The organism is Metamycoplasma hominis ATCC 23114, assembly GCF_000085865.1.
Lineage (GTDB): Bacteria > Bacillota_I > Bacilli_A > Mycoplasmatales > Metamycoplasmataceae > Metamycoplasma > Metamycoplasma hominis.
In genome coordinates this window covers 103,113-118,844 of record NC_013511.1, presented here as the reverse complement: position 1 = coordinate 118,844, position 15,732 = coordinate 103,113, and the positions used below count along the sequence as shown (strand labels likewise).

At 26.0% G+C, this 15,732-nt stretch carries 14 protein-coding genes, 3 tRNA genes, 1 other RNA gene and 1 pseudogene; 8 read left to right on the top strand and 11 right to left on the bottom strand.

Annotated features, from left to right (window positions below; genetic code table 4):
- Positions 1–16: 16 nt before the first annotated feature.
- Positions 17–1,447, bottom strand: coding sequence for a trigger factor (gene tig, locus MHO_RS00515; RefSeq protein WP_012855368.1), 1,431 nt, complete (start codon positions 1,445–1,447; stop codon positions 17–19).
- Between the two features lie 42 nt (positions 1,448–1,489).
- Positions 1,490–2,203 carry a hypothetical protein gene (locus MHO_RS00510; RefSeq protein WP_012855367.1) on the bottom strand — a complete coding sequence of 238 codons (714 nt, stop codon included), beginning with the start codon at positions 2,201–2,203 and terminating at the stop codon, positions 1,490–1,492.
- A 203-nt stretch (positions 2,204–2,406) separates the two neighbouring features.
- Here MHO_RS00510 and eno point away from each other — a divergent pair, with 203 nt between their 5' ends.
- Positions 2,407–3,780: a phosphopyruvate hydratase gene (gene eno / locus MHO_RS00505; RefSeq protein ID WP_012855366.1), complete on the top strand. Its 1,374-nt coding sequence runs from the start codon at positions 2,407–2,409 to the stop codon at positions 3,778–3,780.
- 110 nt (positions 3,781–3,890) lie between these two features.
- Here the strand turns inward: eno and rplA are convergent, their stop codons facing one another.
- The 8 genes from rplA to MHO_RS00465 form a co-directional block, all read right to left on the bottom strand.
- Positions 3,891–4,583: a 50S ribosomal protein L1 gene (gene rplA / locus MHO_RS00500; RefSeq protein WP_012855365.1), complete on the bottom strand. Its 693-nt coding sequence runs from the start codon at positions 4,581–4,583 to the stop codon at positions 3,891–3,893.
- A complete protein-coding gene (rplK, locus tag MHO_RS00495; protein WP_012855364.1) occupies positions 4,583–5,026 on the bottom strand; it encodes a 50S ribosomal protein L11 in 444 nt (147 codons plus the stop codon). Before rplK ends, rplA begins: the two co-directional genes overlap by 1 nt.
- Positions 5,027–5,128: 102 nt before the next feature.
- Positions 5,129–5,722 (bottom strand): FMN-dependent NADH-azoreductase, encoded by a 594-nt coding sequence (locus MHO_RS00490; protein WP_012855363.1) that lies wholly within the window; start codon positions 5,720–5,722, stop codon positions 5,129–5,131.
- A 444-nt stretch (positions 5,723–6,166) separates the two neighbouring features.
- Positions 6,167–6,240, bottom strand: a tRNA-Gly gene (locus MHO_RS00485).
- Between the two features lie 2 nt (positions 6,241–6,242).
- A tRNA-Gly gene (locus MHO_RS00480) sits at positions 6,243–6,316 on the bottom strand.
- Positions 6,317–6,385: 69 nt separating this feature from the next.
- Positions 6,386–6,461, bottom strand: a tRNA-Arg gene (locus tag MHO_RS00475).
- Between the two features lie 64 nt (positions 6,462–6,525).
- On the bottom strand, positions 6,526–8,232 hold the full coding sequence (locus tag MHO_RS00470) for a GIY-YIG nuclease family protein (RefSeq protein ID WP_012855362.1): 1,707 nt from the start codon (positions 8,230–8,232) through the stop codon (positions 6,526–6,528).
- The gene (locus MHO_RS00465) at positions 8,222–9,130 is read right to left on the bottom strand and encodes a gamma-glutamylcyclotransferase family protein (RefSeq protein WP_269076318.1); all 909 of its coding nucleotides are present in this window, start codon (positions 9,128–9,130) and stop codon (positions 8,222–8,224) included. Before MHO_RS00465 ends, MHO_RS00470 begins: the two co-directional genes overlap by 11 nt.
- 380 nt (positions 9,131–9,510) lie before the next feature.
- Between MHO_RS00465 and MHO_RS05215 the strand changes: the two genes are divergently transcribed.
- The 6 genes and pseudogenes from MHO_RS05215 to MHO_RS05205 all read left to right on the top strand — a co-directional run bounded on the left by MHO_RS05215 (position 9,511) and on the right by MHO_RS05205 (position 12,309).
- Positions 9,511–9,639, top strand: a complete 129-nt coding sequence (locus tag MHO_RS05215; protein WP_269076317.1) for a hypothetical protein — start codon at positions 9,511–9,513, stop codon at positions 9,637–9,639.
- A gap of 12 nt (positions 9,640–9,651) precedes the next feature.
- A pseudogene (locus tag MHO_RS05210) lies at positions 9,652–10,359 on the top strand (ribonuclease III domain-containing protein); the annotation flags it as partial.
- A 9-nt stretch (positions 10,360–10,368) separates the two neighbouring features.
- A complete protein-coding gene (locus MHO_RS03070) occupies positions 10,369–10,536 on the top strand; it encodes a hypothetical protein (protein ID WP_162980102.1) in 168 nt (55 codons plus the stop codon).
- 67 nt (positions 10,537–10,603) lie between these two features.
- Positions 10,604–10,701: signal recognition particle sRNA small type (gene ffs / locus MHO_RS02995), an RNA gene on the top strand.
- Between the two features lie 12 nt (positions 10,702–10,713).
- On the top strand, positions 10,714–11,364 hold the full coding sequence (locus MHO_RS00455; RefSeq protein WP_012855359.1) for a hypothetical protein: 651 nt from the start codon (positions 10,714–10,716) through the stop codon (positions 11,362–11,364).
- 99 nt (positions 11,365–11,463) lie between these two features.
- Positions 11,464–12,309, top strand: a complete 846-nt coding sequence (locus MHO_RS05205) for a hypothetical protein (RefSeq protein WP_012855358.1) — start codon at positions 11,464–11,466, stop codon at positions 12,307–12,309.
- A gap of 37 nt (positions 12,310–12,346) precedes the next feature.
- Here the strand turns inward: MHO_RS05205 and rpsD are convergent, their stop codons facing one another.
- Positions 12,347–12,946 carry a 30S ribosomal protein S4 gene (gene rpsD / locus MHO_RS00445; protein ID WP_012855357.1) on the bottom strand — a complete coding sequence of 200 codons (600 nt, stop codon included), beginning with the start codon at positions 12,944–12,946 and terminating at the stop codon, positions 12,347–12,349.
- A 410-nt stretch (positions 12,947–13,356) separates the two neighbouring features.
- Between rpsD and MHO_RS00440 the strand changes: the two genes are divergently transcribed.
- Positions 13,357–15,519, top strand: a complete 2,163-nt coding sequence (locus MHO_RS00440) for a P68 family surface lipoprotein (RefSeq protein WP_012855356.1) — start codon at positions 13,357–13,359, stop codon at positions 15,517–15,519.
- Positions 15,520–15,732 lie beyond the last annotated feature (213 nt).

The window sequence follows — 15,732 nt, the reverse complement described above, 5'->3', positions numbered from 1 at the left end:
CACTTTTTAAATTATATTATTTTTGTTCGTCAATGTTTTCTTTTGATTCTTTAGCTATTTTTTCTGCTTCTTCTCTTTTACGTTTAGCTTCATCTACAATAGCTTGAGTTTGTTTAGCTTCATATTCTTCGACTTCTTTTAATAGTTTGTCAAAGTTTTCAAATGCTTTTGTGTCATTTTCTTTTAGTAAAATTTCGCTAATTCTTTCATTAATTAAATTATTTTCAACATTTTCAAATTTCAAAATTTGTTTTACATGTTCAGGAGCTAAGCCGTATGTTTTTGCCAATTTTTCAACTTCTTTTTCATAATCTTCTAATGTTACTTTTAAAGATTCAGCTTTGGCAATAGCACCTAATACAAACATTTGTTTTAAGTTTATTTGGGCTTGTTTTTTAAATACATTTAATGATTCTTCTTTTGTGCTCTTTGAAAATTCGTAATAATCTTTTTCAGTAATTTGTTGTTGTTTTAAATTGTTAAGGAAATTTTGATAGTATTTATCTGCCTCTTCTTCAACTAATGATTCTGATAAAGAAACTTCTGATTGTTCTGATAATTTTTTAACTGCTTCATTAATAAATTCATTTTTAACATTTGCTAATTTGTTCTTTAAAGCAATAAATTTTACATATTCTTCAAATTCAGCAACGTTTTTAACATTTGGCAAATTAATTTCCTTTACAAAATTATCATCGATTGTTGGATAATTTGGAGTTTTAACAAAATTTATTTTTACATGGAAAACAACAGATTTTCCTGCTAAATTCTTAGCATGATAATCTTCTGGAAATACTAAATCTAAATCTTTTTCTTCTCCTGCTTTTAGGCCAATCATTTTGTCTTCAAAGCCTGGAATAAATTGTTTAGATCCAATTACTAAATCAAAGTTTTCAGCTTCTCCGCCATCAAATGGTTTTCCGTCAATAAAGCCTTTGAAATTAAAGTTTACTTGATCTTTTTCTTTAATTGGTTCTTTAGAATCTAGCATAACTACATAGTTTGAAGCTATTTGTGATTTTGCATCATTTAAATCTTTTTTAGTTAATTCACATGATCCTAATTTAACACCCAATTTTTTGTAATCTCCCAATTTAACTTCTGGGAAAAGTGGAAATACAAATGAAATTTCTGCTTTTTCTTCATTTATATCTTTAATTCTTAAATTTGCATGTCCAACAATTTCGTCATCTTTGGTTATTTGGCTAATTATTTGTTCTTTATAAATATTATCTAAAATACTATCCAATGCTTTTTGATAAACTTCAATTGGATTTATTCTTTTATCAGCTTCAAAAGCGGGAACGTGGCCTTTTCTAAAACCATCGATTTGAACATTGGCTCTTAATGCTTTTCTTGCTTTTTCTTTAGCATTTTCTCATTGTTCACCTTGAATTGTATATTCAATAGTTAATTCTGATTCTTTTTTATTTAATGTTCTTGACATAAATGCTCCTTTAGTTTAATGTTATAAATTATACATAATAATTTATTTAAAAATGTTATATAACTCTTTTTCTTCTTTGGAAAGTGAATCTGACGTTTGATTACCTAAAATTACTTCAATTACGTGTGATATTTTTAAATAATCGTCTTTTGTTTCGTGCAATAAGATTGCAACTCAATTTTGAAATAAATACGCTGAAAACACTTGTCTTGCAACCTTGTTTTTTGAAATATCTTTATCAAAAGTTGCAATGATTTCATCTTGCATCTTTTGAATTTCAGCATTCTTTAATAATGATCCTAATTTTTTGGGATTAATTTTTTTATTTTGAATATCGTATTCAAAATCAATATTGCTATTGACTAATAAGTCATAAATCAATGTTTGAAATCCTTTACTATCAAAATCATTTCCTTTAAAAAAATCTTGAAATTCAATTGCATATTTTGCTATATCATCTCGTTTTTTAAGTTCGTTGTAGCTTAGCATAAATGCATAACCCATTTTTTTGTTTTTTAAACTATTTATTAAACTTAATGTATCAAGTTTTGTTGAGGTTATTAAATTTTGTTTCTTAAGTTGAAACTCAATGTTATCCCTCAATGCATCTAAATCATCCAAGTCCTCTTTTAGAGAGAATTGTTTTTTGTCTTCATCTAAAATATAAATTGCTTTAAGTGGGTCTTCTTTTGCAATTTTTTCAATTTTTTTAATTTCTTCTTCAATAAAAAATAAATTATTATCAATGTTATTCATAAATAAAATTTTACACTAATTTAAAATCGCAATTTTTCATTACGTAAAAATATTTTTAAAATTATGTTTCTTTTAGATTGAACACACAAAATAACAATTATTTTTTTACCTTTAAAAATTAATAATATAATTGTTATGTAAACTAACATAAATGATGTGCATTTATTTTTAGCTTTTATTTTAAATAATCATATAGGAGAATTATGTCAAAAATTATTAAGATTAATGCCTATGAAGTTTTAGATAGTAGAGGGAATCCAACAGTTAAAGTTGAATTAAATACTGAACTTGCATATTCCGAAGCATTAGTACCATCAGGAGCTTCAACAGGATCAAAAGAAGCACTTGAATTACGCGACAAAGGAACAAAATACGAAAATAATTGATTTGGCGGTAAAGGTGTGCAATTAGCATGCGATAATGTTAATAATATTATTGCTAAAGCTATTATTGGCAAGGAAGTTTCTAAGCAAGAAGAATTAGATAATTTAATGATTAATCTTGATGGAACTGAAACAAAATCAAAATTAGGGGCAAATGCAATATTAGCTGTTTCATTAGCAATTGCAAAAGCTGGTGCCATTGAAGCAAATCTTCCATTATATAAATACTTGGCAAAATTAAACAACCAAGTAGCATACAAAATGCCAGTGCCAATGTTAAACGTTATTAATGGTGGAGAACATGCTTCAAATACTATTGACTTCCAAGAATTTATGATAATGCCTATTGGGGCAAAAACATTTAAAGAATCATTGCAAATGGCAAACTTCGTATTTCATACATTGGCAAAATTATTGAAACAAGCAGGTCATGGAACACAAGTTGGAGACGAAGGTGGATTTGCACCAAACCTACACACTCATGAAGAAGCATTGGACTTTTTAGTAAATGCAATTAAAGTCGCAGGATATAATCCAGCTACTTCAGGAGAAAAAGCAGTAGCAATTTGTTTGGATGCTGCAAGTTCAGAACTTTATCATTCAGATACAAAATTATATGTATTTAAAAAATTCAAGAAAGCAATTGAAGAAAAACGCCCAGGATTTGAAAAATATCAAAATGTTAAATATTCATTTACTAGCGATGAATTTGTTGAATATTATGGCCATTTAATTGAAAAATACCCAATAATTTCTATTGAAGATTCACATGATGAAAACGATTGAGATGGCTTTATAAAAATGAATAAGAGATTTGGCAACAAAGTTCAACTAGTTGGAGATGACTTAATTGTAACAAATCCAAAATACATTCAAATGGCTATTGACAAACACGCAATCAATGCATCTTTAATAAAAATAAATCAAATAGGTTCATTAACTGAAACATTTAAGGCAATAACAATGTCACAAAAAGCTGGCTTTGTAGCAATAATTTCTCACCGTTCAGGTGAAACTGAAGATACATTTATCGCAGATTTGGCAGTAGCATTAAATACTGGAGAAATCAAAACCGGCTCTCTTTCAAGAACAGATAGAATTGCTAAATACAATCGCTTGTTAAAAATAGAATCAGAATTAGGCAATGAAGCTAAATTCGAAGGCAAAAACTCATTTTATAATCTAAAAAATTAACTAAATTTAAAAAATACCTCTAATTTTGAGGTATTTTTTATTTTAACAATTTTGTTTTTTTATTAAAAACAAATAAAAAAGCAGTGTTAAGACTGCTTTTTTTCAACATATTAATCAATTCTTACTTTAACAGATTGACCCATAGAAGTTGAAACGGTAATATTTAAAACATATGTACCCTTAACTGTTTGAGGTTTTAATCTCTTAATTGTTTGAATAATAGTATCAGCATTTTCTGCTAGAACATTTGTTTCCATTGATTTCTTACCAAATGAGGCGTGAACAATTCCACCCTTATCAGCACGATAATTTGCTTTACCTTTTTTAAGTTCTTCAACAGCTTTAGCAGGATTGATTGTAACTGTTCCTGTTTTTGGGTTTGGCATTAAACCTTTAGGTCCTAATTTTTTACCAAATTTTCCTAAAACTAACATCATTTTAGGATCGGCAACTATTACATCAAAATCATATTTATCTTGATTTAATACTTCTGGTAATTCAGCTGAACTGTAAACAAAATCTGCTCCAGCTTCTAATGAAGCTTTTTGGGCTGAAACTTCGTCAGTTGCTACTAAAACTTTAACTGATTTTCCTGTACCGTGTGGAAGTACAACTGATCCACGTAATTGTTGATCTGATTTTCTTGTATCAAGATTTAATCTAATTGCAATATCAACAGATTCATCAAATTTTGCAAATGAAGCTTTTTTTGCTAATTCAATAGCATCTGCAAGAGGGAATACGTCTTTTTTATTAACTAAGCTTTTAACATTTTTAATGTTTTTTGTAATTCTTTTAGCCATTAGTTAGCACTTCCTTTTAGTCATTCGTCATAACCTTCAACTGTAATTCCCATATTCTTTGCAGTACCAGCTACTTGTTTCATTGCTGAATCAATTTTAGTTGTATTTAAATCAGGTAATTTATATTCTGCAATTGCTCTTAATTGATCAATTGTTATAGAACCAACTTTTTCTTTGTTTGCAACTCCGCTACCTTTTTTAATTTTGGCAGCTTCGATTAACTTGTATGATGTTGGAGAAGTAAATAATTTAAATTCAAATGATTTATCTTCATAAACAGTAATTAAAACAGGAACTGGTTCATTTCCTCTTTCTCTTGTTTTGTCATTAAATGCCTTTGTAAATTCTGGCATGTTAATACCAACACCAGCCAATGCTGGGCCTGGTTTTGCTTGGCCGGCAGCAAATTGTAATTTTGCTTTCTTGACTACTTTTTTAGCCATAAATAAAATCCTTTCGATTATAGTGGTTCAAACGAATTTGTTTCAAATTCTTCCACTTTAATGTGGCAATAAAAATTGCATTTACATTATAACAAAAAATAATTAAAATATGCTTGCTTTTTTAATAATTTCTTTACTAATAGTTTCAACCATTTCATGAGGTTGCATTTTATTTAAAGGTTCAACTTTTGTGCCAGCTAATAAAATGCTTTCTGAAAGATTTGCACCTAAAAACTTTCACATTCCTTCAAGATAATTAATATGACTTGCTCATGGATATCAACCTAATGGAGCTCCTTGCGTTGCAATTATTTGAACTTTTAAATTATTCAATAAACCAATTGAAGAACCTTTGCTTGCGTATTTATATGAAAATGTTTTATTTGCAACTGCAATACGGTCAAAAAATGCCTTGATTATAGTTGGAATATTGAAGTTTATCATCGGCGCATTCATAACAACTTTATCAACAGACTTCAATAAATTTATATATTTGTCAGAGTTTTCTTCACTATAAAACAATTTAAAATTCTTGTCAGTTAATGAATACATATCTTCATTATTTAAATCAAGAATTTTTATTTCATCATTAATATTATTTCTTTTATATTCATCAACAAAAAGATCTAACATTTTTGTTGAAATTGAATTTTCTCTTGGTATAACTGAACCATATATTATTAATACTTTTGCCATAATTTTCCTTTATATTTTTAAGGTTAATATTTAGTCAATTAATGTATTTGCTAAATATTAAGTTAATTATAATAAATTAAACATCAATATGTTTTAAAAACAAAAAAGATGTATAGCCTTAAAATAGGACAAAAATTTAAACTCGTAATTAAATGCTTATTTCAATATAAAATAAAAATAATATCATAATGGTTTTAGTACGTCTTTGCATACTTTTTTTATTCATATTTCAAACTTTAATTTTTAATTTGAATTTTTTATTGCACCTTATTATTTAATAAAAAATAAAGAAAATAATAAAAAAAAGAGCCGATGTTTATTAACCATAATAACTGTCAGATTTAAGATTTTATGAAATATGGCAGTAACAGTATTCGCGCGATTTTATAAATAAAAATTGACACAAGCCTTAGCCTATGTCAATTTTGGTGAACTTTACTCAAATGGTGCGGATGATGGGAATCGGACCCACGTATTCAGATTGGCAACCTGATGTTCTACCATTGAACTACATCCGCAATGGTGCAAGTGATGGGAATCGGACCCACGTATTCAGCTTGGAAGGCTGATGTTCTACCATTAAACTACACTCGCGTATTTAATTGTATGCGTTAATAATTATATACATATTTTTTATTTTTTTAAAAAAATGAATAAAAAAAATGGCGATCGTGGCAGGATTCGAACCTGCGACCACATGCTTAGAAGGCACGTACTCTATCCCCTGAGCTACACGACCATTATTTTGTTGCTTTATTATTTTACACCATTTAAAAATTTTTTTAATATTTTTGAAAAATAATTTAATAAAACGATTCCCCTTTGTCTTCACAAATTAGCTTAGCAACTTTTTTGTTTGCTACCTTTGATATTTCATCAAAAGAAGCTTGTTGAATTTTTTTATAACTGCCAAAATAATTAATTAATTTTTCTATTGTCTTAAATCCAATACCTTTTATTTTTAATAGAGGATTAGATAACATTGATTTTCTTTGTTTTTGGTTATATCTATATTTTGCAAACCTATCAACCTCTGTTTGCATTCTTGAAAGCAAATTAAATACATCTTGGTCATCTATTTTAATTTCGTTGTTGTTTGAATCAATTAATTTTTGAGTTTCATGTTTACTATTTTTAACCAGCCCGAATAGAGGAATATTTAAATTTAAAAATGCCATTGATTTTTTAACTTCATTTATTTGACCAATTGAACCATCAACAATAACAACATCAACTTGATCTCCCAAATCTTTTAAATAATTAAAGGAAGTTTGTTGCATATATTCAACATCAGCATTTCTTAATAAATTCAATTTTAAATTATAGAAACGGTAGAATTTTTTAAAAGCTTGGCCATTTTTAAAATAGCAAGCTGCTCCTATTACTTCGTTAGTATTTGATAAAAATGAATTGTCAAATAAAACAATTCTCTCTGCATAAACATTCAAATATGAACATAATTTATTGAAAATTTCATTGTCTTTTGTTTGCTTACTCAAATAATTTTTTATTTTTTGTTCAATATTATTTGATGCATTCTCAATAGCAATATCAATCAAGTTTTTGTTTAATTTGTTCAATGGCGCGCTTACTTTGTCATTATAATCAAATCCACCTAATTCATAATATTTTAAAGGTATTATTATTTGAGCCGGTAATTGATTATTAACATAAAATTCATCAATAAATTGATTAACAAATTCATGTTCATTCAATATTATTTCAAAAATATAGTCGTAAGAATTTACTAATGATCCATTTTTATAAATCATAACATTAACCATCATATAGTTTTGATATTGATAAAAACCAAAGACATCAATATCTTTGATAGTTTTTATAAAAATATTTTGACTTTGTTTATTGTAATTTAATAAATCTAAAATTTGGTCATAAAATCTCGCCTGCTCAAACAGGTTCATTTCAATTGCCTCATTGATTTTTTGTTTTAAATTTCTTTTAAAATCAGGACCAAATTTCATGATTGATTTGGCTTGTTCAAATCTCTGCTTTGCAAATTCAGGACTTTGTTTTTCAATTATGATTCCATCCTTAGAAAGTAGTAAATGATTCAAATATCTAATTAATGGTTTGAAATTTTTATTGTCAGGAATAGGACCATAATATATAGAATTTGGTTCTTTTTTATAATGATTTTTTATATCAATTATTAATTTATTAGTACTTAGTAATTTAACTCTTATATAAGGGAAACTATCTCTAGTTGGAAAAAGAACATTGTAAAATGGCTTGTAAAAATCAATCAATTTTCTTTCTTCAATAAATGCTTCACGTTCCGAGCTTAAAATGATTGTAGAAAAATCGGCAATCTCTTGCCTCATTTTTTCTGTTTTAAAAGAATTTTGCATTTTTATATCAAAGTATTGCAACATTCTATTTTTCAAATCTTTTGCTTTGCCAACATAAATAATATTGCCATTTTTATTTTTTCATAAATAAACTCCGGGTTTATGTGGCACATTTTTTATAATTATTTCTTTATTTATCATTTTTTTGTTTTGTATCAAAAAATGCTTTTAACATTTTATTAAAGCGAATAAATGGATCAATGTCAAAATCTTTTTCAACTAATTCAAAGGCTTTATTTTCATATCAACCAACTTGAGTTTCATTGATTGTTTTGTCTTCTCTTGAGCTTAAATAATAAACAGGTTTTTTATTAATTAAAAAATCTATATTTGTATTATCATATAACGATTTTAACGTTATTTCTGGTTTGCTATTTAATAACTTTTCATTAAATGCTTGATAATAAAAAATACTATTTAAATTTGATTTTTGGCTAAACGAAGTTAAGGCTGCATACATTTTACCATCTTCTTTAATTGCAAAAATTGATCCGTGAATTGCAACATAATTTCTATTTTCCTTATCATCAATAATTAAAGCAGCATAAGGGTGAGTTAATTTATTAATTTCTTCAAATTCTTGTTCGTTTATGTCATATAAAAATATATAGTCAGTTAATGGAAAATCTTTTATTGCCTTTTCCATTTCAATAAAAGCATTTAAATTATTTTCATTGGCATTAGGATTTCTAGAAAATCCCATATCATCTGTTGCTAAATAATATTTTCCAACTTCTAATTTTGTATATACATAAACATTTTCTAAAATTTCATTTGTTTCGGTTAATAAAACATTGACTTGAAATCTTTGATATTGAGGAAATAATTCCCATCTATCAATTAAAAACAATTCTTCTTTATTAATTTCAAATACGCTTCCCTTAACTTGACTTGACAAATCTTTTTTTAATAAAAAATACATTGTTTCATCAACACATTTTGCATAACCGTTTAATATTGCAGGCATTGGCTTTGAGTTTGGTAATAATTCTTTATAAAATTGTGGATCTTGAATAGTTCCATAACTAAAAACATAAATTTTTTCTTAGTTTGACATAATTTCTCCTAAATACATAAATATTATATTATTTAAATTATTATAAAACGCTAAAATCAAATAAAACTCACATTGCAATATTATTTTGCAAAAATTAATATATATACGCTTAAATTCATTTTTAAATAAAAGAAAGTCATAATTTAATATAAAGTATAATTAAATTGTTCAATAATTTAGTTTTGTTAAAGTAGTTGAATAATAAGTATTATTTAAACTTTTTTGCCACTTAAAAATAAAGAAGTTTAGATGGACTATATTATAAAAATTATTTTGCCTTAATTAAATAAAATTTAAAATATATAACAAAAGCATATTTTAACTATTGAACAATAATTATTTTAGAAAGGAAAAATTCAAATATGGGAATAGAAGAATGGCAAGAATATATTTATCAAATTGAATATACAATAGGATATTTCTTCAAAAATAAATTTTTACTTTATCAAGCATTTACTAGAAGTTCTTATTCAAATCAATATGGAGTTTAAAATAATGAAGTTCTTGAATTTATAGGAGATTCAGTTTTGAGCTTTTGCGTAGTTCAACTAATGGCAGAAGAATTTGGCTTTTTAAAATCGGCTTCGCAATATTACAACAAATATGAAGATCTTGAAGAATATTGCCTTATAGCCAATAAAAATGAATCCGATTTTACTGATTTAAAAAATCAAATCGTAAGCAATAAAACACTAGCTAAAAAAATTAATAAATTAGGTTTTGCTAAGTATTTAGTTTTAGGAGATAATGATAAAAGAAATAATGTTGCTAATCAAGATAGTGTGAAAGCTGATTTATTTGAAGCTATAATTGGTGCAATAGCAATTGACAGTGGTTGAGATATTAAGCGTTTAAAAAACATCATTATAAAGATGTTAGATATTGAACATTTTTTTAAAGATGTTGATTGCAGAGAAAAAAGACCGGATAAATTTAAATTAGAAAATGCTATCAATACATTAAAAGAATTAGCAGAGCGTGGTGAATGCTCAATGCCAATATATCAAATATCAGAAAAACCTATAATTGATAATAACGGCAAACAATGATGACATTGCAGATGTAATGTTAATTTTAGAAATCTTCAATGAATGGGCTTATGGACTAAATACACAGAAGGATATGGCACATCAAAAAAACTTGCTAAAAAAATGGCAGCATACATTGTGCTTTGTGATCATTATGGATTGCCGAATGAATATAAAAATTAGGAGTAAATTATGAATGACAAAAATAATAAAGTAAGTGGAAACACACATACAAGACAACAAATGAATAATTATTCAAATCAAAATAATTCTAATAACTCAGCATACAGATCAAATTTAAACAATCATTCTAATCAATTGAACCCAAACAATAGCAACTACAAGGGCAATAAAAAATAAGAATTAAATTGTTAAATTAATCAAAATATTGAATAGTTTTTGTATTAATAGTTGTTTTTTAGTATAATTATTATGCCATGAGAATGATAACCTTGTAACTTGGTCAGGATAGAAATATAGCAGCCATATCGAGAAGTATTATGTCTTGTGGTTTTTTTATTAGATTGGAGAAAGTATATGATTTGTTCTAGATTACTATTACCTTTGAATGATGTTGATGAATATAAATTAATTCCGCTTGTTAGAACAATCGAATTTACAATTTATGCAAAGGCTTCAAAAATAAAACACGATAATGAAGTACTTCTAACTTCAATATCAAATAATTTAAGTCAATATGACATTGATAATTTTCAAGGTTTATATTGTGATATAAACCAAGCATTTGTTGCTGATAATCAATTATTTGATGAAGAAACAGAATACCAATTTAAATTCAGCAATTCAAATGATGAAGATAATTACCAAGCAAGTTATATTATTCAAAAACTAATAAAAAAACTATTAAATTTTGTCAATGATGAAGACCTTAATTATTGCTTTATTATTATGACAAAAATCCAAAATAATATTATTAAACCCTTTTATATATATTGCAACCCAGAAGATGCAAAAAAGGAACTTGAACAACTATTTAAAACATTGGATAATACAAAATACGAAGCATTACTATTAGAAGCAGCAAATACTTTTAGTTTCGAATTAAAAAAATTTAATGAAGAATATTTAAACAAATCTAGTTGATTTTACAATTACATTCATAACCAAATGAGTTTATGAATTGAAAAAGCAAATGATATTATATCCAAGAAACTAAAAAATAATTAGATATTAACAATAGCTAAAATAAAAATTAATTATCGCATATGGAGCTAAAACTATATATTCATTTATTTACCATGCATAGTGAAATGGAGAAATTTGTTAATGAAAAAAAATAAAAAACAATTACTACTATTTCTGCCATATTGAATATTGCTAGCAGGATTTGTAATTTATCTTTTAGTATCAGCAATAATGTTAAAAATAGATGGTCAAATCGACCAATTTAATCTATTTCCTTTAATAAATCAAATATTTTTAATTGCTCCTTCTTATACTACCCAGCTTCTTTTGGCATTATTATCAATAGGACTATTTTTAAACTTCTATTTTGTTAAACGATATTTATCAAAACGAAGTATAGAACTTGATCACAAAGAAAAAAGAAGAAACTATTTAATAATAATATTGACGACTGCAATATCATTGATTGTAATATTTTTAATTAACGTAATGATTTTGTTTATTAAACAAAATTTTTATGAAATCATCCACAGACATTGAAATACAAAAACTCCTGTATATTTAGAAAATACAAAAATTATTGAATATTTTTATGTTTATATTTTTAGATTAACCTATTGATTTTTATTAAGTTTTTTATTAATAAAAATCACCAATAACTTCAAAAAAGCAATATTGTTTACTTTTGTAATTATATTAATATATCTAATATCACTTATTTTGGGTACTCTTTTTTATCAAATTAGCCATGATAGACTCACAAACTATTTGATTATTGTTTTAAGTTCTATAGTTTTCCCTGAAATTTTAAATACGCTGTTTTCACTTTCAAGTATAACAATGACGCTTAATCCTTTATGCAATAATATTTATCTAATTAATTTAGTTTATATACCAACATTTATCTTATTTATTGTTTTGATTGCAAAAACAAAAGAAAAACAATTTATATTTTTTAAAAAAGCTAATTATGTTAAAAATAAATAATAAAAAACGAGGTTGTTCAAACTTCGTTTTTTGTTTATTAACGGTTGTAGTATTCAACGATTAATGATTCGTTAATATCTTTAGCAAATTCGTTTCTTTCTGGCAATCTTGTAAATGTTACTTTAAAGTTTTCTTTTGTTAATCATGGAGCAACTGTCATTACTTCAATAGCATCTTTAATAGCAACATTATTTTGTAATGCTTCTTTTAATTCAATAACTGAACCTACTTTAACAATCATTGAAGGAATGTTTGCTTTGCATCCATCAACTGTGAAGTGTCCATGATTTACTAATTGTCTTGCTTGAGCTCTTGTTCTTGCAAATCCTGCTCTAAATACTAGATTGTCTAATCTTGATTCAACAGTTTGTAGCAAGTTAATACCAGTAACTCCGGCTTTTTTAGAAACTTTAATAAATAAATTTTTAAATTGACGTTCATTTAAACCATACATATATCTAACTTTTTGCTTTTCATACATGTGTAGTTGATAGTCTGATGGTTTGCTTCTTTTTGCTCCGTGTTGTCCAGGGGCAGTTGTACGTTTTTTGCCTTTTGTGAATTCTTTATTATTTTCTAATAAAGAAATTCCATATCTACGGCTCTTTTTAAACATTGAGCCAACAAATTTTGACATTTTTTAGTTCCTTTCATATGCAAGGACTTTAAAAATTCTTTCCTAAGATTTTTGCTTAAATGATTTCGGATTACAGCTTTCTTACTCTCAATCCAATGTAGCAAAAATTATTTAAAAAATATTTTTATGCTGAGTCATTGCATGCTTATTTTACACTAATTTTTATAAAAAAATCTATTTTTTAAAAATAATGTAATAACAATATATTAATTTATTTTAACAAGCAAAAATTTAAAATTTAAATTTATATTTTTGGCTGAAAAAAAATAAAAATTTTTGAAACAAAAAATAAAAAATATATATATTTATATTACTAGCGTTTTTTAAACTAGTAAGAACATAACTGTACAACATGTTTGTATTTGTAGTTCGTTTTTTTATACACTTTTTTTAGGAGAAAAATAAATTATATGAAAAAAATTACCAAATTATTTACAGCAGTAGCAGCAGGATTATTTCCCGCAACTGCATTAATTTCAGCCTCGTGCTCAACGACAGAAAATTCAAAATATGGATTTGACCAAGATGATGATGGACAATTAGTATTAGCAACAGGATTTTCAAAAAGTAACTGGCAAGGATTTGCCATTCAAGGAATTGTTAATACATATAATAATTGAATAAATGATCCAAAATTCAAAGAAGAAAGAAAACAAGCAGGATATTTACCTTTAAAAATTTCTTGACTAGCAGCAGGTTACAACACTTCTTCTGTTGCATTGGACCTAGAAACAAAAAACAGAAAAGATTTTCACAATATTTTATTAAATTACGCATCAGCAGCTGCTTTATATGCAAATCATAAAATGAATTTAGCAGTTGATGACAAAGATTTTAAAAAATATAACATTGAACCTGTATTTAATAATGCAAACTCTTTAATTGCAAATAATAAAGATAACAAAAAATGAGCAATACCTCTATCTCGTTCAGGAGAAATTACAACAATAGCTAAAGCATTAGTTGGAAAATTCGTTAAAGAATTAATGGCTTTAGGAGTTAAATTAGATAGTCAAAATAGTAGCAAATTGCAATCTTATTTAGACTATTACAATAATAATAAGCAAGAAGCAGAAGGTGTTGATAGTATTTGAGCATATTCAAAAACAACACCAGAAAATTTAAAAAAATTAACACCTGAAATATTAAAAGAGTTACCAATAATGTCAGATAAATTATTTGACAACTATAGCGATTTAATTAACTTTGCAATTCAAGCAAAAAGATTATATAATGTTGACCCTACATTAAATGTTTTAGGAATAGATGAAATACCTTCAGCTATCAATGTTATGGCAACATCAATCATTGGTAGTGATATCAATAAAAACTATATAAACCCAGATGATAATTGCCCTGCAACTGGTGGCTACAATTATGACAATTTTATTGAAAATCCTAATAGTCCACAAGCAAAATTATTTAAAAAAGTTTCTTCTATTATTTTAAAAGGTATCTCAGAAAATGCTGTTTGAGTAGCTCAACCAGGCGTTTATGGATCAAGTATTTTTACTAGTTATAAAATGGCTATAAATATTGGTTCTACTGCTGGATATCGTCACACATTCGTTGGCAATAATGAAAAAAATAGTACTTATATAATTAAACAAGCCAACAGGGTATTAGATCCAACAACAACAATTGAAATATTAAATAATACTCCTAAAAATAATGAAAAATGATTATTGAAATTTAAACAATTGGGTGTAAAATATCCAAACACAATTTGAGCATCAGATGCTAGTGAAAAAGATATAAAAGACGCTAAACAAAATCCTACATACATTAAAAGAGTATCTCCTTTATCAATTAATGAAGCTAAAAAATTGCAAGGCAAGGCAGGCTATATAGTTTCCGGTTCTGAATATTCATACAATAAAGCCGAAGATAAAATTGAATTAAAAATAGGAAATAAAATAACTAAATTACAAGGAATTTATTTAGGTAAATTCTTTAATAATAATGAAAATGAATATTTCTTTATTAATCAAGAAGACGTGGATGTTAAAGTATTAAAGGCCAATAATTTTATTAACCAAGAAGATGCAGATTGAATAGCAGCACCTTATTCATATTCAAATAATGACAAATATAAGGGAATCATTCTTCAAGGTCCTTCTGTAATTCCAGTTCATGCAAACAAAAGAGAAGATAAAGCAACTAGATTATTTATCAATTGAATGTATACACAACCATTGAATAATTTAGAACTTTATAAAGTTGATAGCAATGGCAAAAAAACAAACATTCAAAAATTCCCTGATGGTACAAAAGCAATAGATGCTTTCAACGCCTTTGGTGGATATATTTCTCCTACAAATAAATATCTAAGTCAAGATGCAAAGAGTGCAACAAAAAATATTGCTGATGAAATAGCATTCACAAACTTTAAACATTTAATCAATGAAGGATCGATATACAAACCTGCTGATGATATTGCAACTAGAAAAGGCGACCAATTAAGGGATGCAATAAAGCAAGCAGCTAGATCAATATTGAGTGATGCCAATGTTTTAAAAGTTTTTGACTACAAAGATTTTATTAATAAAATTAAACTATTGTTCCAAGAATAATATTAAAAATTCGCTTAGTTGCGAATTTTTTAATTTAATAAGACATTTTTTTGTTTCTAAAAGTGCATAAAGAATTTCGTTTTCTAAAAATTAATGCAATAAAAATATATAATTTATTTCATTAGTTAAAATAAGAAATTTGGGTTTATATTTAAAATATATTTTATATTACTACATGGTTTTAAAACCAGTAGAGAACAACACGGTTATATG